This is a genomic window from Spiroplasma endosymbiont of Seladonia tumulorum, assembly GCF_964020235.1.
Taxonomy (GTDB): domain Bacteria; phylum Bacillota_I; class Bacilli_A; order Mycoplasmatales; family Mycoplasmataceae; genus Spiroplasma.
In genome coordinates, this window is record NZ_OZ026545.1 from 272,556 (window position 1) to 294,230 (window position 21,675).

The following is a 21,675-nucleotide window of genomic DNA, read 5'->3' on the forward strand; positions in this document are numbered from 1 at the left end:
AGCAGAATAATATTGATCATTCTCATCATTTAGAGTGCACCCATTTTAGTAAGTACTAATAAAAAGTATTTACTTTTTTTTAATTATATCTTTTTCTTTACGATTTGAATATCATGTATTTCATTTTATAACATCTTGTATATATTCTTCATGTGAATTATATATTTTATTATGGATTGTAGCTTTCTTAAGTAATGAATGAAAACTTTCTATAACAATATTATATGCACAGTGGTAATTTTTTCCCATTGAAATTGTAATACCGTTATATAAACATTTATCGTGATAAATAGTGGATGTATATTGATATCCGTGATCTGAGTGAATTATTATTCCATTCAGATCTTTTTTTATTAATTTTATTTTATTAATTGCATCATTTAAATTATCCATTACTAATTTATTGTCATTATATTTAGATCACTTTACATCAACTATTTCTTTAGTATATCCATCAATAATTGTTGATTGATAATATCTTTCTCCTTTTCAAATTAAATATGTTACATCAGTATATAGTACTGAAAACCTTGTTTTTATATCATTGAATTTACGATTAATTAAATCAGGATATTGCAATAAGCTTTTTTCTTTATTCTGTTTATATTTCATTTTTCTTCTCATTTTTCTTACATATTCAGATTGTATTTGATTATCACGCATAATTCTTAAAACTTTTTTTGAATTATATTTTATACCATAATCTTCCTTTAAATATTTAGTAATTCTTCGATAACCAAATTGTTTTAAATTTTCTTCATAGACTTTTACAATATCATTTATTGCTTTTTTTTCTTTTTTGCTACTGTCATAATTTTTATATTTATCTCAATAACTACGTTTTAACCCTGTTACTTCTAGTAATAATTTTATTGAATATTCACAAAAATTTTGTTTAATAAAAGAGACAATTCTTAGTTTGCTTAATTGTAAAAGTCATGGAGCTTTTTTAATAATTCATACCTTGTTTTATAATATTCTAAATTTCTTTTGGCAAAAGAAATTTTAGGTCCTTTAGGATTGTTTAATTTTCCTTTTTTATGATTTGCTCATCAAGATTCTACTGTATTTGCATTTATATTATATTGTTTTGCTACTATTCAACAACTTTTTTGTTTAATTTCCTCAATGATTTTTGTTCTAAATTCTGATGTATATTTGTTATATTTTTGTCCTTTTTTTGCCATATAAAAATGCACCCCCTATAAAAATTTAGCAAAATCTTTTTTTATTTTGCTTACTTTTTTGGGTGCACTCTAATGTTAAAAGATTTATTAGAACTTGATTCATTAAAAAGAAAAAATGGTCAACCCAATATATCTAAAATAGCAAAAATATTGCATAAAAATCGCAATACAATTAGACGAGAAATAAAAAGGTTAAAAGATAATGAATATGACGCTAAATTAGCACACGAAGATTATTTACAAAATCGACAAAAATGTTTTAAAAAATCATCATTATTGTTAAATATTTTAGAATGATTAGATGAAAAATATAACAAATTTCATGCTTCACCAGAACAAATTTCTAAAAAATATGAAAAAGAATTCGGTATTAAATTTCCAGTATCTTTTAAAACTTTATATAAATATATTCATTTAGGATTTTTAAATTTCAAGAAATATAATTTGTATTTTCATGGTAGAAAATATAAAACAAAAAATAGAATTGATAACCGTGGAAAAATAAGAAATTTTAGAACTATTGAAGAAGCAAAACATGATAAATATGAATTTGGTTGATATCAAATGGACACTATGGTTGGTAAAAATAATAGTGTTTGTTTAGTTTTAATCGAAGAATTAACCCAATTTAAAATTATTGAAGCATTAAAAGAAAAAACAACAAAAGAAGTTACAAACGCAGTAGAACGAATTTTTTCTAACAGATTTTTCAAAGACAGATGCAAAGGAATTATTACTGATCAAGGTAAAGAATTTGCTGATTGAGAAAAAATTGAAAAAATAACAAATGCTAAAGTATATTTTTGTGATGCTGGAACTCCAACACAAAAACCCAAAGTTGAAAGAGCAATCCGCGATTTTAGACATTGATTTTCCAAAGGAATTGATTTAAGTATTTATTCAAGAAATTATTATCAAGAAGTTGCTAATATAATAAACTCTAAACTTAAAAAATCTTTACATTGACTATCTTCAAAAGAAGTTTTTATACAAATGTTTAATTTTTAATATAATTACCTATAAAAATTTTAATCATTTTATTTTTCAGTGTGCCAAAATTCATAAATTTAAAACAAAACTACTAAATTTTTTTAAAATAAACTATATTGAACATTTATTTTATTGATGTTATAATGGTAACAAATAAACTGCTACACTTCATAGTACAATTTACATAACTATTATTTGACATTTTAATTCATTACAATAATATCTTTTACTTCAGCTAATTCTTCATAAAAGTCAATAATAAATCAATCATAAAATTTATAAGTAACTAAATCACCAACTGTATTGACATGCTGTGCTAATTTATTTGTTAATTCAGCAAAATATGCTCGTTTTGTTTGATAGGTTTCCATTAATTCAATAATATTTTTAATATCTTTATATTCTTCAGCAATATTTTTAATCTGATAATGTCCATCGCGGTCTAAAACAAAATTCATAATTCGACGTTGATGTAAAACTTCATCCTGTGCTTGAACTTGAAAATAATGGCTAAAACCAGGAAACCCTAACTTATCAGCGGCTGAACTTAAATTATAGAAAAAGAATTGCATTTTAATGTGTTCATCAATATAATGTTATAAATCTTTTTCAATGTCGTTTGTTAACATAATTTTTCCTCTCTTTCTATTATTATTGTACACTCTTAAAAGTTAATTATTCTCATTTTAATTTAAAAGCAATTTTTTTATTAAAGTAATAAAATTGATTTTCTTTAAATTGGAATTTTGATATTTCATTTTTTTTTGCTTTTGGATTAATTTTTAATTCATCAAAAGCAATTAAATCATTCAAATCAAGATCAAAAATTGTTGTTTTTTGTTCATTAATATGAGGATAAAATTGATACCACCTCGTTTTAATTTCATTTGCCTTTTCAGGAGTATGAATAATAGCATTTAATAATAATCCCAATTGTTTTTTCGTTAAGGTAAAATAATTATTGTCATCAGGTTTTGATAAGATTAATGTTGTTTGTTGTAAAATTTTACTTAAATTAAATTTAAAAGTTTGATTAACAACTAATTCATCAATAAATTTATTATTTGTTCCTGGTAAAGCAACTATTTTAAAACTATAATTAATAACTTCGTGCTTGCTTGCTTCTTGTTCATTTGTTTTAACATATTTTAATTCAAAATATTTTTCAAAAGGTTCACCTTGATATCCTAAGAATTCCATAACTTTTGTCTTAATGACTACTGGTAATTTATTAACATAATTATCTTCGCCAATAATGATATTATTATTTAAATATTTTTCAAATTTTCATGTTTGCAAACTATGAAAATCAACATATTCTTTTTCATACATAAATCCATTTTTGCGAAATTTTTTCGGCGCTCCTCATTGCACATAAATTGCTAATCCTAAACCAATTAGGGCAATTAAAATTAAGACCGTATAATCTAGCGTACGATGATTTTTAATAAATAAACTTGTGTCATCATCACGTTGTGTTTCTAAAATAAAACGAATCAAATTTCATAAAAAGAAATAAAAACCAGTTTGCACCCCGCTACGTGTGATTGCATAACGCCCCGTATTATTTAATTTTGTTAATGCAGCACTATCATTATGTCATCATTTTTTAATTCTATTGGTAAAACCAGTTTGTTCTTTTGAACTATCTATTTGCCCACTTTTTTTAGCCATTTCATCTAATTGCTTTTGGTTTGGTACATAGTTAAAATATGCTTTATCCCAAACTTCTTTTCAAGTCATTTTATCAGGTTTAAGATATTTTCGATTAAAAAAATGAATAAAATTATATTTTAAATCAAAAGGATATTCTTTAGGGTCTTTTTTCCATGGTTTTTTACTAAATAATTGTCCAGCAACAGGAATAAAAAAAGTAATAAATAATCATGCTAAGAAATTAAAGAATGATTCATATAAAAAGATCGGTTGGCTAAAGACAATTTCACCAAGGTTATTTGTTTGTGGTGATAAACCATCACACTGCCATAAGTTATCCCGAATAAAAGCTGGTAATCAACGTAATGAATCATATGAAGTAACACTTCCTAATAATTCATGATTAAAAAAATTACCTCAACGACCTAATACTTGTCCTAATAAAATGTTTGGAATAATACAATCCGTATAAACTCAAAGTGAAACTTTTGCTTTTCGACCAACAATGCAAAAAACAATTAAGCCAGTAATTGTTCCGAACAAAACACCACCATGAATACTCATCCCAGCTTTTCAAAACGCAAATAAAGACCAAAATGGAACATCACCTGGTTCTAAAATTCAAGGATGATTAACATCATTATTAAATTTTCCAAAAAAACTTGCTCCAAATAATGAAAATGGAATAATAGCAAAAATTGATCAAATTAATGGTTCAATCGAAACCTTTTTTAATTTTAGTCGAATAAAACAGGCTAAAACCGAACAAATCATTCCTATTGTAATAAAAACAGCATACATATGAATTCATCCGCCATATGTTGCCAAAATATTATGTGATGTATTACTTGGCGTAATTCATTCTGGATTTGGTGGTACGCTTGTTAATAATAAACTGTTCATTTATTTTTTCACTCCTTAAGTGTTTTTATTTTCTAAATTATAAAACAATGCATAATTATTATATACCAAGTTCAAATAAAAAAGTCTATTTATTTTTAGGACTTAATTGTAATCTTACTTTTTTTAAATTATAATTTACCTAAAACAATATTACTTTTTTAGAAAGCGATGTGAAATAACAAATGACTAGCACTGCGTTATCAGAAACAGCAGTTAATAAAATTAAAGCACTTCACCAAGAACATATACAAAATCATTATCGAAAAATTACTAGTTTTTAACGTAAATCAATCATTGTTGATGTTATTTTCAGTTCATTAATCTTAATTTTTACTACTGCTTTATTTATTGGTATTATTCTTACTTTTATTGCTAATAATAATGACCCTGCACTTACATTTTATTTAATATACTTACCTTTACCGCTGTTAGTAATAACAATTATTGTTTATATGTTGATTAAAGCCGGTGCTATTAGTATTAGTCTTTTTCTTAATCGATTAGATTATAATGAATATTACCGAATTGCAATTGCTGATCTTTGAAAAGATGAAGTTATTTTTGATGAAATAAGTAATAATTTTAAGATTATCCTAGAACCCAATTTCACTAGTTTTAGTAAAAATCCCAAAAAAATAATTTATTACAACAAAGTTTAATTCGTGTTAGTAGCTTAGAAGAAAAAATTGATAATAAAGTTATCAATGGCACAATAAAAAATAATACCTTTTCATTAGGTATTATTACGGTTCGTAAAACAATGGTTTTTTAAAAAACATTAATTTTTTGTCTTTTTATTGGTTTAATTGTTTTAGTTTCGCTTTCTAATAGTAAATCAAAAGGCCAAAAAACATCAAATAGTATTGCAAATGGAATTAATATCACCTATTTATTATTATGAATTGAAATGAAGCGTTCTGAAAATTACTTTTTCTTTGCAGCTACTTTACCAAAAAACCTTGAAATTGAAGCCAATATTGTGCCACATCAAAGTAAATTTAAAAAATTTATTTTAAATAATAAAGAAATTGAATTAGAAGGAACAGAATTTCCTAATCTTTTTGATACTAATACAACAGACCCTATAAAATTACGTAAAATTTTAACCCCAAAAGCAATGGCTAATTTAATCGATAATAGTAACAAATATCAAGAAGTTTTATCAATGTCATTTGTTAACGATAAATTTACTCTTTTATTAGATAAATACTTTTATAGCACAAAAGCCCACCATCAAAACCAAATTTGAAAACCAATAATTGCAAGAAATAGAAATATCCAAAATTGTATTGATGACTTAATTGCTAAAATTGAACTAGATTTATTTCATTTAAAAAGGGTTTGATTATTTAAATGGTTTTGACATTAAATAATCAAACACAAGAACTTGATAAGGATTAATTTTTTTATCAAAAGTTGAGTAATTGTTATACATCGTTTTTTTAGGCAATAAATTATCTGGCATTGGAATTGTTTGCGCAGATAAATTAATTAATACTAAAAATTTGTTTTGTTTATAATAACGATAAAAGCTTAATATTACTGGATTAATTTCAACAAATTCAATCTCGCCATAACTAAAGGCAAGATTATTTTTGCGAAATTGAATTAACATTTGATAAGCTTTAAAAATTGATTGTGGACTATGATAATCTTTTTCTCAATTAATTTTTAAATAATTCATATTAACATCAATTCATGGTTTATGTGTACTTAAACCCAGCAAATTGCTGATTATTTCATTGCATTGGAGTACGAGCATTATCGCGTGAACGTGCACTTAATACTTTTAAAATAGCATCTGGTTGTTCTCCTTCATTTTGAAGAATGTGATAATAATTAATTGATTCAACATCTTTTAACTGTTCAATCTTGGTATAATTATTATTTTCCATGCCAAATTCTTCTCCTTGATAAAGAAATGGCGTTCCTCGTAGTAACAAGACAACAGCTGCTAAAGCTGTAGCTGATTCAAAACAATAATTTTCCGGATCACCAAAGCGTGATAATGCGCGTGGTTGATCATGATTATTTAAAAAATTAGCTAACCAATCACCTGCTGCTTGCACCGGACTCTGTCATTCCTTAATTTTTTGCTACTAGTTTAGCCGGCTTATAGGGCGCTAATTTTCATTTTTCATTATTTAAATAATCAATTTTTAAATGATGGAAAGTAAAAGCCATATTTAATTCTTGGGCCACTGGCTTTGTATATAAAATTGCTTGTTTTATTGATGTTGATGATAACTCACCAACAGTAATAATATCATTTGTTTTCAAATAAGTATTTTGAGCCATTTCTTGTAAATATGTATGAACTTGTGGTGTGTCAGTATAATATTTCCGACCATCACCAGTTAAATCATTTTCAAAAGTATTTGGTTTACCAATTAAATTAATAACATCAAATCGTAACCCTCGAACTCCTTTTTGCAATTAATAGTTAACAATTTGATAAATATCTTGGCGTAGACTTTCATTCGTTCAATTTAAATCAGCTTGTGTTTTATCAAATAAATGTAAATAAAACATTTTTAATTTATCGTGATATTCTCATACTGAACCACCAAACTTACTTTGCCAATTATTTGGGCAATTTGCTTTGTCACCAGGAAGAAAGAAGAATCGTTGCAAATAATCTGGATTTCCTGTCTGTGCTTTTTGAAATCATTCATGTTTTGTTGAGCAATGATTAAAAATCATATCCATCATAATAAAAATGTTCCGTTTTTTTGCTTTTGTAACTAGCATTTCAAAATCATCCATTGTTCCAAAAAGCGGATTGATATTTTTGTAATCTGAAACATCATAACCATTATCTTTTTGTGGTGATACATAATAAATTGGATTTAATCATAAATAATTAACTCCTAGCATTGCTAAATAATCTAATTTTTGAATAATTCCTTGTAAATCACCAACACCATCATGATTGCTGTCATAAAACGATTGTAGGTGAATTTCATACACAATCGCTTCTTGAAAATTTATTTTATTCATTGATAATCTCCTTTATCGTTTCAAAGATTTATTTATTAATATTCTCAATCACTTTTGGTTGTTTTTTAAAACTAATTAAACTTGTCCCCTTAACTTGTAATATTTCATCTCGTAATTTTGTAAAACGTGGAAATTTTTCTAAAAATCATGTTAAGGCCATTGTTACGCTCATTGTTAGTAATGCACTAAGAATAAATCACGTATACCCCGTACCAATAAATGTTTGAACACCTTGTATTTGACTAAATGATTGAATTGATAAAATTCCTAATCATTCCCCATTTCCAATTCCATTTGAAGTTACGCCTGCAACGGTTAATAACATTGCGCCACTTGCTGAACCAACAATTGCTGCTAAGAATGGATACAGAAAGCGTAAATTAATTTCATATAATGCTGGCTCAGTTACTCCCAATCAAGCCGACGTTGTGGCAGAAATTCCAATTTCTTTCATTTTTGGGTCCTTTCGGTTATTAATAGTAAACATTAAAGTGGCACTTCCTTGGGCAATATTTGACATACATAAAATTGGAAAAATAAATGTTCCCCCAATTTGAACTGTATCTTGAATCATTACTGCATTAAGCATCGTATGAACACCAGTAATTACAATTGGCGCATATAATAATCCTAAAATTGGTCCAAAGAAATATTTTGCAATTGGATTAACTAACGCTCAACTTAATCCAACTGAAATTGCACTTCCAATGATATAGCCAATTGGACCAATTAAACATAATCCAACTGTAAAAGATAATAAAATCGTTAATAATGGTACAAAAATTTGTTTTAGAACAGCGGAAACAATTCGATTTAATCCTTTTTCTAAATAAACCCAAAAAAAAAAAGCTACTCTAATTGCCGGAATTACTTGCCCTGTATATTGAATTTTTCAAGGAAAACTTCATGCTCCAAAGTCAAATGTTGGTGCCACATCAAAAATTCATAATAAATTATTAGCACCTTTAGTAATTTCAAAAATATCGACTAACGGTGGTAATAACAATGTTAAACCAATAATAATCCAAAGAACTGGCGTACCTCCCATTTTGGCAAATATTGATCAACAATTTGTAACTGGAATATATCAAAAGACAGCTTGGGCTGGAATTCACAAAAAATCATCTAACCCTTTAGCAAATCCTGAAATACTTACCAATGAAGTTCCTTCCCCATTTCAATTTGCTTCTAAAATGTTACGAAATCTCAAAATTAATCCCCCTGCTATTAAGGCTGGGGCTATGGGAATAAAGATTTCTGAAAAATGTTGTAATAATCGTTGATATCATTTTCCTTTTTTTACTGTTGATTCATTTGTTATATTTTCTCCTAATTTTTCTGTTTTAGAAGTTAAGTATTTTTTAAATTCAGCAAAATAATTATTGACATTAGGTCCAATTGCAATATGATATTGCCCAATTGGTTGAACCGTTCCTTTAACATTATCTAATCCTTCTATTTCCTTTGAATTCGCTTTTGTATTGTCTTTTAAAACTAATCTAATCCGGGAAACACAATGAGTATATGAAATAATATTGTCAATCCCTCCCAATAATGGAATTAACACTGCTATTTCAGTAGTATATGTTTTTTTTTGTTATAATTTTTATCTCCTGTATGGAATCATTTCCATATCTTGATTATAATACACATTTTTTAAAAAATAAACTTATTTTAAAAAAGTTTTAATTTCATAACTTAAACATTCAATTGTTTTATTTTTTGTCATATTATTTCCATATAAAATTTGCTTTAACTTGAGAATTATTTTTGTTGCTAATTCACCATAGTTAATGGCAATATAATAATGTTTTGGTAAAATTGGTAGAAAAAAGTCATTACTATTACAAATATCTGTTAGTAAACTATTAGTAATATTATTTTTCATTAAAAAGGAAATAACAACTTTATAACAGGTATGTGTTCCTGCAATAATAATTTTATTATTTAAATCAATTGCTTTGACTAATTCTCAAATTATTCGTTCTTGATTCTCAGAAAAAAAGTACGATTGAAATTGAAAATTACGACGTTTAAATCAATCAACAACAGTATCATATCGCGCAAATCCAGTTGGTAAATTTGTCACTGGATTCTCACCAATATAAAGAATTTCTTTTTGCTTGTCAAATTCATGATTCAACGCCATTTCTTGAAGCAAAGCATACATCATTTCATTATCATTATTAATAAAAACGGTATCCCCTCATTGACGACCATACACAATAATTGGAACATTAATCGTTTGTAAAAAGGGTCGAATATTTTGATCATTACTAATCGTAAATAAAATTAAAGCAGCTGGTTTACGGCGAACAATTTCTTGTAAATGTAATAAATACCGCTCCTCATCATAAGTTGTTTCAACAACAAAAGGAACTACTTTAGCAAAATCATCATTAATCTGTTTTAAAATTGATTTAACAATAAATGTATTACTGCTTGTTAAATCAGGAATTAAAATATATACTTCTAACATTTTCTTTTTAATTGAGTGCGCAGCAAAATCAGGTTGAAAATTATATTTTTCCACAACTTTTTGAATTAAAAGACGCTTTTCTTGACTAACATAACCGCTATTAAAATAACGTGATACTGTCCCAACACCAACGTCACATTCAGCAGCAATTGTTTTAATTGAAATTTTTTTATTTTTCATTAAAACCTTTTTTAAAAAACCAATTTTGCTTAATAATGGGACTAAATAATAAAAATAGTACACAATAAAGCATTATTATTGCAATAATAAAAATAAAGAAATAAGGAAAATCTCATCGTTTAATATATAAAAATTGAAATAACAGTCCAGTTATAATTCCAGTCATAAGAAAAATTAGATGATAAAACCATGGGATTTTCTTAAAAATTTTTTGTCAAAGGCCTTTTTCTTTTGTCAATGAAAAACTATTCATGTTAACCACTCCTTATGTGTCATAATTATATGCTAATTTAATAAAAATAGTTTTAATAAGTTTATTAATTTAAAATATTTTAACTATTCATTAAAATTTAATAATTTTGCAAATAATGCTCAACATTCATCACAGGCAATTTTATTTCGACTTGATGTTTTAATAAAATAATCACTATCAGCAAAATTTAATTTAGCTTTAATAATCTTTTCATGCTTTTGAATATCATTCTTTTTGACCTTATCAAGTTTTGTTCCAATTAAAACGGTCAAAATGTTAAAATGTTTTAAATATTGATACATTTCATAATCATCTTGAGTTGGTGGATGACGTAAATCTACTAACAAACAGACAAATTTTAAATTTTGGCGTTGAGTTAAATATTTTTCCATCATTTTTGTAAAATCCATCTTATATTGGTTGCCAACTTTTGCAAACCCATATCCGGGTGCATCAACAATTCGAAATTGATTATTATTAATTGCAAAAAAATTTAACATACGGGTTTTCCCAGGAATTTGCGAAACTTTTGCTAATTGGCGCTGATTTGTCAACATATTTAAAAAACTTGATTTACCAACATTACTTTTCCCTAAAAAAGCAATTTCTAATAAATCATCATTAATTCAACCTGCTTTATTAACCGCTGATGTAACATAACTTGCATTTTTAAACTTAAACATTATTTTTCCTCCATCTGACGATTAATTTCATACATTAAAATTGTTCCTGCCTGAGCAACATTTAATGACTCAAGTTGTGAATTAATTTTAATTTGGACATTATAATCACTAATTTCTTGCAATGTGGTGGAAAGGCCATGCCCCTCATTACCCAATGCTAAAATATACCAGTCATTTTGCTTAAACTGACAATCTTGTAAATAAACACTTTTTTGATTTAAACCTGTCGTAATAATTTTATATTGGTTTAATTGGAAGTTTTTAATTTCATTTAAACCAATCTCTTTAATTGCAACTTTAAAAATCGCACCTTGACTAGCACGTAAGACTTTATCATTAAAAAGATCAACAGTATGATTATACAAAATAATATTTGTAAAACCAAAACCAAGGCCAGTTCTGATTAATGTTCCGACATTACCTGGATCTTGAATGTTTTCTAATAAAAGAATATTTTGATTAAATTGAAAATTATTTTGTTCCTTAACCTTCGTTAAATCAATCACACCGATAATATTTTGACTATTTTTGCTTTGACTCAACTTAGTTAAAATTAATTCCGGAACTATTGTTAATAAAATATTATTAAAATTCTTTAATTTTGGTTGATTTGCTTTTGTTGTTAAAATTTCAACAACAATATTTTGTTGTAATGCTTCATCAATAATGTTTCATCCTTCAATTAAGGCTAAATTAAATTCTTTTCGGTATTTTTTTTCTTTTAATTTTGCCAATAATTTAATATGTTTATTTTGCGTTGAATTAATTTCTCGATAATTCATAAGATGGAATGCTTTCTTAATTGACATATATAAAACCAACAAGGTATTTTTTGGTTTTTAGGTCATCTCATTTTTCTTTTGTCTTTGCTGTTTCGCGCATTACAACAGCCATTGCTAGGGGGGCCCGTTTTGGTGGATCTTGCATTTTCCCTAATAAAACCGCTAATCCAGACCTATTATTTTTATCATTAATTTCTTTATTATAATCTTCGGCATCCTTAACTCCAATTTGTTTTGCCATAATTTTAACCTTGTTTTTTTTCATATCAACGCTGAAATTTTTGATATTTTTCAAAAGACCATTCTTCTTCTCAACTTAAGAAAATGCGGTCTTTCTCTTCATCTCAACTAGTTAAATAATCACGAAAATTTGTTTGTGCAGTTGGTCCTTGTTCCATCATTTTAAAAGTTTGATTAATTGTTTCTTCTAATGTATCATACCCATAACCAATAAAAGCATTACCAATTCAATGATGTTTATAAATTGGTTTTAATGGATTTAGAGGTTCAGTAAATGTAAGAGCATATGCTCAATATTTGTCGTCTGCTTTACTATGAAAAAGCTCATATCCAAATTTTTGATGCTTAATAACAACAGCATCTTTTTTAATTTTACAAACTAAATGCTTAAAAGCTGTTACAATAGCATTAATTTCCCCATCAGTTAATGGTGCCTTTAATTTTGGTTGTTTTAATTTTAAAATATGTTCTGTATAATATGATGGCATTCCCTCAACCTCCTTTTTAGTTAAAATTAACTACTAATTATAATTTTATCTTGGATATTTTGTTAAGTAAAGTAATAATTTGAAATTAACAAACAATCCATTATAATCATAATTTCATAATAATTAAAAAAGGAAATTAATTTCCTTTTTTAATTATAAAATTTATTTTACTTGAGCATTTAAATAATCTTTTAAACATTTTAATGAACAAACATTAACGTTATCAATGCGCATTATTTTTGGTTTAAGTTTATCACATTGATAGCAAACAAATGCTTTTGATTCATTTAAGTGATGACTACAAGTTTTTTCTTTATGAACTCAACATTCAGTAATTGCTTTTCCTAATAATTCAAAATTATCACCATGGTCATTCACAATGCGTGAAAAATTAACTCCTTTCGCAATATCATGCCCATAAGTTGTTTTAATTAAAACTGATAATATTTCATATGATGAATTAGCAAAAAGTAAATTTGACGATTGATTTTCATAATTACATGTATGACAATCAACATATGGGATATTCGTTAGTGTTTGAATTTTTACTACTGATTCAGCTATTTTATCTAATCATTTATTGTTATTCAAAACTTTGGTTTTCATAACTTACTCTCCTTCTTTAATTGTTTTATTCAGATATTTGCGTAAACATTCTCGTGAGCAATAATTATTATTATCAAGTAATAAGTGTTCGTCATCTTGGTAAAGTAATTTCTTGCAATAAATACATGCAACATTATTTTGTAATACTTTAATATATGAATTAGTAACATCATTCATTTGATTACATTCGTTACATAACTCAACAATAAAATGACCAATTGTTTCTGTTTTAACATTAATCTTATCAAAACTAAATCCGAAAAAAAGATCATAAATATTTAAATCATCAATATCTTTCCCCTGGTGGCAATTATTACAATAAAACATCTTAATCTTACCAGGTTTTATTATTTCTAATAAGTACTCAAATAACTCATCTTTAAATTTGATTCAATATTTATAATGTTTTTTAACAAGTTCTTCGTTATTTTTTAAATTTGTAAGGTCATTATTGTTATGTGAGTTTTTTACATTCATTATTATTTCCTCCAAAAACTGAGCATAATTATTATATCATAAATTAAAATAAAGAAAATTTTTGAATTAGATAATAAGTTTGTAATAAACATTATATAATTATATATATCTGAAAGGAGGCTTTATTATGGCCAAAAGAATGCTATCATCGCTTTTTAATATTCTTTTTTGTTGATTAAATGTTATTTTATGAATTTTCAATGTTAATCCTGTTGGGACTTTAATTTTTGGAACAGACTGTCCAAAGGATCGAAAAGGAAAGTTTATTTACGGATTATGTTCCTTTTTGGTTGTATGTATTATTTAAGGGTTTTAATTAATATCTTAGAAATTGTGGAATAAAAATACCACTTACTTATTTAAATTTTATTACTTTTAATTTTAATGTCAATATATTTTTATATTTTTTTTAAATTTTTTCACGACAAAAATACATTTTTATTAAAGTTATTTAATTTATTAGATAAAATTAATAAAAATATAAGTTTGGTTGTAAATTATTATTTACAAAATTATTAACTGAATAATTAATTCTTTCTTTGGAAGGTTCATTAGTATTAAATAAATTAATTTTATTTTTAAAATTCATCATACTAGTATTTAATTTATTTTTAAGAGTTTTTTCATGATAAGTTGCTTTTTTAACCAAAACACCTTTACAGTAATGTGATATATCACCCTCAATATGACAACCAATATTATTTCATAATGTTTGATTTCTGACACCTTCTTCATTATTTTTAATTAATTTAATTGTCTCTTTTAAGAATTTCATTTTTGATTCTTTTATAAAAGAAGCACTGTTTTCTAAACATTCTAATAATTCTTCATATTTAGCATTAAAAAAATAATCGATTGCTTTATGGTACGTTTCTCTGTTTTCTTTGTTTTTACTTTGATAAGGATATAATTTTTTAAATCTACTTGTAAGGTGGAATTTATCTATCGTGTAATGTACTTTATTTTTAGGAAAGTATTCTTGAATAAATTTTACAATATTTTTAATTCAAGGTGCGCCATCGCCTAATACCATAAATTCAATATTGTCATTAATATCATAATAACTGGTAATTAATGTAAATAATTTATTAACAAAATTAGTTAATTTACTATTTTTTTTAATATATTCTGGAATATTATCAAGTTCTATAACACCTAATTTATTTGCAATTACAGGTCTTTTTTTTCGTTGATTTTGCCTTTTCAAAACCAGTATGAACAGTTGAAAATATACTATGTTTTTTTATTTTTTCTTTTCCTTTTTTTCTTTTCATTTCACATTTTTAAATAAGTTCCATCAATTTGAATATATAAAGTATGAGGTATCTTTATTTTTTTATCAGTTTTATTAAGATAATATTCTTTATCAGTTTTTGCATTTTTCATAATATTTGAAATTGTTTTTATACAAATTTTTACATGTTCCATAGTATCTAAAATATCTTGATATGTTTTTTTCTTGCCAATAAATGATAATATTTTTTCTTTAACAGAATTATTTATTCTTTGTCATTTTTCAATTCCTAAAAGTTTATCCAAAAGAAAAATATATTCTTCTTTACCTGTTTCTGGATTAATTTTATAATATTTTCTTCTTTTAAAAGTTATTTTCCCATTTAAAATAGTTAATGTTCTTGGTTTTATTTCTTTTACTTTATAATCTTTAAATTCTTTTAAAGTTTCATCAATTTTATAATTTTTAAAAATTCATTCATCAGAATTTTCTAAATTTTGTTGAATAATTTCAATACTTTGTATATATAACAAATTATTAAAATTCTTAAAAAAGTTGTTATCAATATTAGAGTGCACCCATTTTAGTATGTACTAATAAAAAAGTATTTACTATTTTTTTAATTATATCTTTTTCTTTACGATTTGAATATCATGTATTTCATTTTATAACATCTTGTATATATTCTTCATGTGAATTATATATTTTATTATGGATTGTAGCTTTCTTAAGTAATGAATGAAAACTTTCTATAACAATATTATCTGCACAGTGGTAATTTTTTCCCATTGAAATTGTAATACCGTTAGATAAACATTTATCGTGATAAATAGTGGATGTATATTGATATCCGTGATCTGAGTGAATTATTATTCCATTCAGATCTTTTTTTATTAATTTTATTTTATTAATTGCATCATTTAAATTATTCATTACTAATTTATTGCTATTATATTTAGATCACTTTACATCAACTATTTCTTTAGTATATCCATCAATAATTGTTGATTGATAATATCTTTCTCCTTTTCAAATTAAATATGTTACATCAGTATATAGTACTGAAAACCTTGTTTTTATATCATTGAATTTACGATTAACTAAATCAGGATATTGCAATAAGCTTTTTTCTTTATTCTGTTTATATTTCATTTTTCTTCTCATTTTTCTTACATATTCAGGTTGTATTTGATTATCACGCATAATTCTTAAAACTTTTTTTGAATTATATTTTATACCATAATCTTCCTTTAAATATTTAGTAATTCTTCGATAACCAAATTGTTTTAAATTTTCTTCATAGACTTTTACAATATCATTTATTGCTTTTTTATCTTTTTTGCTACTGTCATAATTTTTATATTTATCTCAATAACTACGTTTAAACCCTGTTACTTCTAGTAATAATTTTATTGAATATTCACAAAAATTTTGTTTAATAAAAGAGACAATTCTTAGTTTGCTTAATTGTAAAAGTCATGGAGCTTTTTTAATAATTCATATCTTGTTTTATAATATTCTAAATTTCTTTTGGCAAAAGAAATTTTAGGTCCTTTAGGATTGTTTAATTTTCCTTTTTTATGATTTGCTCATCAAGATTCTACTGTATTTGCATTTATATTATATTGTTTTGCTACTATTCAACAACTTTTTTGTTTAATTTCCTCAATGATTTTTGTTCTAAATTCTGATGTATATTTGTTATATTTTTGTCCTTTTTTTACCATATAAAAATGCACCCCCTATAAAAATTTAGCAAAATCTTTTTTTATTTTACTTACTTTTTGGGGTGCACTCTAAAATATTCTTTTTCAGTTTCTGATTTAATACGAGTTTCTGCACTTGGTAAGACACTAGATAATACTTGTTTTTCTTTTTGTTCTAATAAAGCATTAATTTCATCTTGTGTCATATTTTCTTTATATTCATATTTAAAGTTTGACATAACTTTAATCCCTCCATTATTTTTTTATAGAAAATTTCAAAAACTATCGTCACCATCTTACCATCATTTTAATTTTTGTAAACTTGTGGATATTTTTTCTTAATTTCAGTTCTAGTTTCTTCAATACCTTTTTTAAAACCTTTTTCATATTGATCTAAATATTCTTTTTGATTATTAACGCCATAATCATAAGTTTCTTTCATTAATTCTTGGAATATTTTAGTATGTTCTTCACACGCAGGAACACCAATACCATTTCAATTTTTACTTACTTTTTTAAAACACTCTTTGCCATCAATTATCATTCAACAAATATTTTTATCTATTCGCATTTTTTCAATATTTCTTTTAATTTGTTTCTTTGCCATAATTAATCTTTTCCTTTCAATATTTTTTCTGCAAACTGTGAAACAGTTTCTATTGCTGTATCTTTATCTACTTTTTTAATTTCTAAATCTTTAATAAATTTATTTTCAGTTCTTTCATAACTACCATTTGCTTTTAAATATGCTTTACACAAAAACATAATAATTAATCTACCAATAGATCAAATAATTAAAGGCATTAAACCTAAAATAATAAATATAATACCTAATTTTCTTTTACGAATTAAATGATTACCTTGTGATTTAATATTTTTATCTATTTTAGGTTTACGACCAATTCACATTAAAATACCTTGAATACCTAATAAAGTAATATGGCCAAATCCTAAACCAATAATATTACTTGATGACATAATACTATCTCAACTAAAACCATTAAATTGACCACTTTTAAATGCTCAGGTTCAACCTAATGCAAAAAATGTATTATAAATTAATGCTCATCATAAATGAGTAAATCCACTCATAAATCTATCTCACTTAAATAATATATATTCTTTATAATTCTTTTTATCTAAATCAATTACATAGTTATTTTTATTTCAAAATGCCATGTTGGGGAATCTTCCACTAAAAAATATGTAATTGTAAAATTAGATAATTGTAGAACCAACATATTTAATTTTTAAAGTTAATTTTTAAATAAAAAAATCAACTCTTTAATAAGAGTTGACATTTTGTCCTACTTCATCGTACATTATACGAAATATTAAACCAAACGATATTTTACGAATTATTTAATTTATCATTAATATTTTTAAAACTAAGTTATAATATAAATAATGTTATGGTTAAGGAGGAAAAACAATGGCAAAAATGAAATATGCAACAATTAAAATTAATGTGACATTCCAAAAAGTAATGATTTGAATTTCTGGGTTATGATTATTTATCTTAGCAATCTTAAATTCTTTTCCAAACGTTAATGTTAACACAAAACTTTTTGTTCACAACAATACTGGTGACAATGGTGCAATTATTTTGATTACAGCTTTCTTATTTATCTGTGTTGCAACCTTTATTCGTCATAAAATTGCTAAATTAGTTGCCGGAATTATTTTTATTACTATTGTAATTATTGGAATGATTGGTGCAATTATTACTTCAACAAAAGAAGTTTCAACATGAGTAATTGTTGTTGGTGAATTAATTGCTCTAATTGGTGCTTTAATATGATTATTAGAAGGAATTGGAGCAATTCGTGTTAATAAAACAAACACAGCAAGTACACCAAGTAATAACAAGTAATTATTATAAAAAATGTTTAATTAAATTTAGTTAAACATTTTTTATTTATGAACATTATTCAAGATCAAGTTCTTCCTCTTCTGCAGCAATTACTTCACTATAAAATTTTCCTAATGATTGATTTTTATTATGACGGTCTTCTTGTTTGCCTTTAATTTTTCGTAATTGTTCTTCAACTTTATATAAACTTTGATCAACTGCCTTATAAAAATCACTATTTTGAACTTCTGCTTTTAAAAAATTATTTCGCCCTCTAATATCAATTGCAGTATGAATTACAATATTGTTTTCTTTCGTAAATTCAATGTCAACATGAACAAGATCATTTTCATTAACTTGTTGATATTTTAATAATTTATTAAAAGTATCAACTAAATGTTGGTTCATTGCATCGGTAATAATAATATTTTTACTACGAATTTTGTATTCCATAAATATTCGCCTCACTTCTATATCATCATTATAACAAAACAAAAGATAATTTTATGTTAAAACAAAAAAAGAAAAAAAGGTAAAATTAATAAAATTTTTAACCTTTATCATCTAATAAGAAAAAATCAATATACTCATTTGTTACTTCTTCTAATGTTATTTTTTCAATTAAAACTTTGCTAGCATTAATTTGACTAATTTTTTCATTATATTGTTTAACTAATTCAACTAATGATGCATTAACTTCTTTTAACAATTCTTGTAATTCTAGCATTTCTTTAGTTGAATAATTTTTTTGTTCTTTAATTGTTAAATATACACTTCGTGCATTTATTTCAACTGGATTAATAATTTTATTATATTTTTCAGATAAATTATATTGTAAAATCATTGTATCAATACGAAACATAAATCGATTTAAAATTTCATCAATATATTTTTCCAATAAAGCATGTTGAATTAAATTTTTAAAATCATTTCTATTTTTAATTTTACTATAATTATGTTTTGACTTTTCTTGTAAATGCTGTATTGATTGCTTTTTTTTGTTTTGCTAATTCATATAAATGACTAATTTCTTGATCAAGCTGAATTTTTATTTTTTTTAAAAGTTCTAAATTTTCAAGAGTAAACTTTACTAAAAAATCAGTATTATCTTCAATCAGTTTATCATCTATGTTAATTACTCCTTAAATTATCGTTACTATTTCCACTAATTATAATTATACTTTTAAATGCCTTATAAAACAAGTATTGCTAAAAAGCAAAATAAATTACTTTCAATAAGTTTTACAAACTTAAAAAAGATTTAAAGATGATATTTTAAAATATCATTTTTAAATCTTCGCTATAACATTAATAACTAACTTTATTAGTTATTAATAAATTTTATTTGTCTTTAACCTTTATACTGTCAAAGTTCAGCAATTACCAGCTGCCATATTATCATTAGTTTTAGAAATTCCTTTTCCTGAGTCACTAGCATTTGGTTTAATCATAATTAAATCATTATAGTCGTGTAAAAATGGCATATATTTTCGACCAATTCGGCCACCATCTCGATCATTAATAAATGAGAATCCGCGATTAGGATTTCTTAAGGCTCATACAGAATTATTATTTGCTGAATCATGTGCATGTTTTCCAACACTTCCTGATGTTACTCTGGCTGTGCGACCTGCTATTAATGTATGCTCATCAGTTATATTTTCTTTAACTCAACCTGAAGGCATTTTAGAACCAACCGGCATTCACTTATATTCACCAATAATTCATTTTTTTTATTTAATTTATCTTCTAAATTATTAATGATTTGATTTTGTTTTTCTTCTAAACTTTTTATTTTTTCATCAATGGTATTTGTTATCTCAATTAAATTTTTGCTATTTTCTTCGCGATGTTTTTCTTCTAAAGCAATAATTTTTTGGTCAACTTTTGCTTTTGATTCAGTAATTGCCACACTAATTTTCTCATCAGTTTTAACTTCTAAACCATTTAACTTCTCATCAACTTTTGCTTCTGATTCTTTTAGTGCGCCCGCAACCTTCTCATCAGTACTATTTACTACATCACTTAATTTTTGGTCAATATTTCCTTCTGATTCAGTAATTGCCACACTAATTTTCTCATCAACTTTTGCTGTTGAATCCTTAATTGCATTAGCAATTTTCTCATTAGTTTCAGTTTTAAAATTATTTAATTGATTATTAATTTCATTAACACATTTTTCTTCTGAAGCTTTAATTTTTTGATCAGTCTTGTTTTCTAATTCTTTTAACTTTGCTTCAGCATCATTATTACTTCATGGTCATTCCATAATTTTATTTTTCCTTTCTTTTATTTTCTTAATAAAAAATAATAAAAATTAAAAACATAATTAAATATAAATTTTATGTTATTAACAAATCTAATTTTTATAAATTTATTTAATGTTGCACATATTATGCAGAGGACTTTGAGTTTGGGTCTTGTTAAATTTAAATTATTTATAAAAATTTATTATTATATTTTGGAAACTATTTAACACAAAAAAACATCTAAATTTTATTTGTTAATTTATTCAATTATATTTAAATTATGTTTTTAAACGTAAATTAATTCATATTAATTTAATTAAATTAATATAATTAATCCAAATTGATATAAACGATTGTGACATCAGATGTATATCAATCTAGTTCGTATTAATTTTATTATATAGCAAAAATAATAAAAAGCAATTTTTTTAAAAATAAAAACCACTTTATCTAACTTAATTGGCAACAATTAAGTTAACAAAATAAAGTAGCATTATTTATTGTTATTAAAAATCAAGATTATTTATCATTATAGCATCAGGGATGCGCTGGTTGTAAATTTTCTAAAGCGTTATTGGAAAGATTACCATCAATATAATCAATAGTTCAAGAATAAGGTAGTATTCATTATTCTTAGGTTTTTAATAAAATTAAGTAATTAGAAATAAATTAAGTTTCGCTTATAATTGAATGATAACAAAATTTATAAA

Annotated in this window: 29 protein-coding genes and 1 pseudogene; 3 read left to right on the forward strand and 27 right to left on the reverse strand. The window is 24.6% G+C overall.

Annotated elements, in window-relative coordinates:
- Window positions 1-69: 69 nt before the first annotated feature.
- A complete protein-coding gene (locus AACL22_RS01795; RefSeq protein WP_338992955.1) occupies window positions 70-957 on the reverse strand; it encodes an IS3 family transposase in 888 nt (295 codons plus the stop codon).
- The gene (locus AACL22_RS01800) at window positions 924-1,187 is read right to left on the reverse strand and encodes a hypothetical protein (RefSeq protein WP_338988774.1); all 264 of its coding nucleotides are present in this window, start codon (window positions 1,185-1,187) and stop codon (window positions 924-926) included. Before AACL22_RS01800 ends, AACL22_RS01795 begins: the two co-directional genes overlap by 34 nt.
- Before the next feature lie 72 nt (window positions 1,188-1,259).
- Here AACL22_RS01800 and AACL22_RS01805 point away from each other — a divergent pair, with 72 nt between their 5' ends.
- Entirely contained in the window at window positions 1,260-2,195 is a 936-nt protein-coding gene (locus AACL22_RS01805) for an IS30 family transposase (RefSeq protein WP_338989176.1), read from the forward strand.
- Window positions 2,196-2,380: 185 nt separating this feature from the next.
- On the opposite strand, the gene AACL22_RS01810 is transcribed toward AACL22_RS01805, so the two are convergent.
- Window positions 2,381-2,749: a ferritin-like domain-containing protein gene (locus AACL22_RS01810; protein WP_338989178.1), complete on the reverse strand. Its 369-nt coding sequence runs from the start codon at window positions 2,747-2,749 to the stop codon at window positions 2,381-2,383.
- 103 nt (window positions 2,750-2,852) lie between these two features.
- A complete protein-coding gene (locus tag AACL22_RS01815) occupies window positions 2,853-4,736 on the reverse strand; it encodes a prolipoprotein diacylglyceryl transferase (protein ID WP_338989180.1) in 1,884 nt (627 codons plus the stop codon).
- Window positions 4,737-5,643: 907 nt separating this feature from the next.
- Here AACL22_RS01815 and AACL22_RS01820 point away from each other — a divergent pair.
- Entirely contained in the window at window positions 5,644-6,105 is a 462-nt protein-coding gene (locus tag AACL22_RS01820; RefSeq protein WP_338989182.1) for a DUF3137 domain-containing protein, read from the forward strand.
- On the opposite strand, the gene AACL22_RS01825 is transcribed toward AACL22_RS01820, so the two are convergent.
- The 19 genes and pseudogenes from AACL22_RS01825 to AACL22_RS01915 form a co-directional block, all read right to left on the reverse strand.
- Window positions 6,082-6,420, reverse strand: coding sequence for a hypothetical protein (locus tag AACL22_RS01825; RefSeq protein WP_338989184.1), 339 nt, complete (start codon window positions 6,418-6,420; stop codon window positions 6,082-6,084). The genes AACL22_RS01820 and AACL22_RS01825 overlap by 24 nt on opposite strands.
- Window positions 6,421-6,439: 19 nt before the next feature.
- Window positions 6,440-6,805 carry an alpha-amylase family glycosyl hydrolase gene (locus tag AACL22_RS01830; protein ID WP_338989187.1) on the reverse strand — a complete coding sequence of 122 codons (366 nt, stop codon included), beginning with the start codon at window positions 6,803-6,805 and terminating at the stop codon, window positions 6,440-6,442.
- Window positions 6,806-6,821: 16 nt separating this feature from the next.
- Window positions 6,822-7,736 (reverse strand): annotated as a pseudogene (locus tag AACL22_RS01835) (alpha-amylase family glycosyl hydrolase).
- Window positions 7,737-7,764: 28 nt separating this feature from the next.
- The gene (locus tag AACL22_RS01840) at window positions 7,765-9,303 is read right to left on the reverse strand and encodes a PTS transporter subunit EIIC (protein WP_338989190.1); all 1,539 of its coding nucleotides are present in this window, start codon (window positions 9,301-9,303) and stop codon (window positions 7,765-7,767) included.
- Window positions 9,304-9,405: 102 nt separating this feature from the next.
- Window positions 9,406-10,395 (reverse strand): LacI family DNA-binding transcriptional regulator, encoded by a 990-nt coding sequence (locus tag AACL22_RS01845; protein WP_338989193.1) that lies wholly within the window; start codon window positions 10,393-10,395, stop codon window positions 9,406-9,408.
- Window positions 10,385-10,648, reverse strand: coding sequence for a TIGR04570 family membrane protein (locus tag AACL22_RS01850; RefSeq protein ID WP_338989195.1), 264 nt, complete (start codon window positions 10,646-10,648; stop codon window positions 10,385-10,387). Before AACL22_RS01850 ends, AACL22_RS01845 begins: the two co-directional genes overlap by 11 nt.
- 83 nt (window positions 10,649-10,731) lie before the next feature.
- On the reverse strand, window positions 10,732-11,331 hold the full coding sequence (gene yihA, locus AACL22_RS01855; protein ID WP_338989198.1) for a ribosome biogenesis GTP-binding protein YihA/YsxC: 600 nt from the start codon (window positions 11,329-11,331) through the stop codon (window positions 10,732-10,734).
- Window positions 11,331-12,113 carry an RNA methyltransferase gene (locus AACL22_RS01860; RefSeq protein ID WP_338989201.1) on the reverse strand — a complete coding sequence of 261 codons (783 nt, stop codon included), beginning with the start codon at window positions 12,111-12,113 and terminating at the stop codon, window positions 11,331-11,333. Before AACL22_RS01860 ends, yihA begins: the two co-directional genes overlap by 1 nt.
- Window positions 12,114-12,129: 16 nt before the next feature.
- Window positions 12,130-12,378: a hypothetical protein gene (locus tag AACL22_RS01865; RefSeq protein WP_338989203.1), complete on the reverse strand. Its 249-nt coding sequence runs from the start codon at window positions 12,376-12,378 to the stop codon at window positions 12,130-12,132.
- Window positions 12,359-12,841, reverse strand: a complete 483-nt coding sequence (locus tag AACL22_RS01870; RefSeq protein WP_338989204.1) for a hypothetical protein — start codon at window positions 12,839-12,841, stop codon at window positions 12,359-12,361. Before AACL22_RS01870 ends, AACL22_RS01865 begins: the two co-directional genes overlap by 20 nt.
- Window positions 12,842-13,003: 162 nt before the next feature.
- A complete protein-coding gene (locus tag AACL22_RS01875; RefSeq protein ID WP_338989206.1) occupies window positions 13,004-13,447 on the reverse strand; it encodes a hypothetical protein in 444 nt (147 codons plus the stop codon).
- Between the two features lie 3 nt (window positions 13,448-13,450).
- Window positions 13,451-13,924, reverse strand: a complete 474-nt coding sequence (locus tag AACL22_RS01880; RefSeq protein WP_338989209.1) for a hypothetical protein — start codon at window positions 13,922-13,924, stop codon at window positions 13,451-13,453.
- A 469-nt stretch (window positions 13,925-14,393) separates the two neighbouring features.
- Entirely contained in the window at window positions 14,394-15,131 is a 738-nt protein-coding gene (locus tag AACL22_RS01885; RefSeq protein WP_338989212.1) for an Mbov_0401 family ICE element transposase-like protein, read from the reverse strand.
- A 26-nt stretch (window positions 15,132-15,157) separates the two neighbouring features.
- Window positions 15,158-15,691 (reverse strand): UPF0236 family transposase-like protein, encoded by a 534-nt coding sequence (locus AACL22_RS01890; protein ID WP_338989214.1) that lies wholly within the window; start codon window positions 15,689-15,691, stop codon window positions 15,158-15,160.
- Window positions 15,692-15,725: 34 nt separating this feature from the next.
- Entirely contained in the window at window positions 15,726-16,661 is a 936-nt protein-coding gene (locus AACL22_RS01895; protein ID WP_338992957.1) for an IS3 family transposase, read from the reverse strand.
- Complete coding sequence (locus AACL22_RS01900) at window positions 16,622-16,885, reverse strand: hypothetical protein (protein ID WP_338989216.1); 264 nt, start codon at window positions 16,883-16,885, stop codon at window positions 16,622-16,624. Before AACL22_RS01900 ends, AACL22_RS01895 begins: the two co-directional genes overlap by 40 nt.
- A 50-nt stretch (window positions 16,886-16,935) precedes the next feature.
- Window positions 16,936-17,103, reverse strand: coding sequence for a hypothetical protein (locus AACL22_RS01905; RefSeq protein WP_338989218.1), 168 nt, complete (start codon window positions 17,101-17,103; stop codon window positions 16,936-16,938).
- Between the two features lie 68 nt (window positions 17,104-17,171).
- The gene (locus tag AACL22_RS01910) at window positions 17,172-17,471 is read right to left on the reverse strand and encodes a hypothetical protein (RefSeq protein WP_338989220.1); all 300 of its coding nucleotides are present in this window, start codon (window positions 17,469-17,471) and stop codon (window positions 17,172-17,174) included.
- Window positions 17,472-17,473: 2 nt separating this feature from the next.
- Entirely contained in the window at window positions 17,474-18,043 is a 570-nt protein-coding gene (locus AACL22_RS01915; RefSeq protein ID WP_338989222.1) for a hypothetical protein, read from the reverse strand.
- A 253-nt stretch (window positions 18,044-18,296) separates the two neighbouring features.
- On the opposite strand from AACL22_RS01915, the gene AACL22_RS01920 reads away from it, so the two are divergent.
- Window positions 18,297-18,737: a hypothetical protein gene (locus AACL22_RS01920; protein WP_338989223.1), complete on the forward strand. Its 441-nt coding sequence runs from the start codon at window positions 18,297-18,299 to the stop codon at window positions 18,735-18,737.
- A 54-nt stretch (window positions 18,738-18,791) separates the two neighbouring features.
- Here AACL22_RS01920 and hpf read toward each other — a convergent pair whose 3' ends face one another.
- The 4 genes from hpf to AACL22_RS01940 form a co-directional block, all read right to left on the reverse strand.
- On the reverse strand, window positions 18,792-19,169 hold the full coding sequence (gene hpf / locus AACL22_RS01925) for a ribosome hibernation-promoting factor, HPF/YfiA family (RefSeq protein ID WP_338989225.1): 378 nt from the start codon (window positions 19,167-19,169) through the stop codon (window positions 18,792-18,794).
- Between the two features lie 97 nt (window positions 19,170-19,266).
- On the reverse strand, window positions 19,267-19,614 hold the full coding sequence (locus tag AACL22_RS01930; protein WP_338989227.1) for a hypothetical protein: 348 nt from the start codon (window positions 19,612-19,614) through the stop codon (window positions 19,267-19,269).
- Window positions 19,615-20,074: 460 nt separating this feature from the next.
- Window positions 20,075-20,419: a hypothetical protein gene (locus AACL22_RS01935; protein WP_338989228.1), complete on the reverse strand. Its 345-nt coding sequence runs from the start codon at window positions 20,417-20,419 to the stop codon at window positions 20,075-20,077.
- Entirely contained in the window at window positions 20,371-20,985 is a 615-nt protein-coding gene (locus AACL22_RS01940) for a hypothetical protein (protein WP_338989229.1), read from the reverse strand. Before AACL22_RS01940 ends, AACL22_RS01935 begins: the two co-directional genes overlap by 49 nt.
- Window positions 20,986-21,675 lie beyond the last annotated feature (690 nt).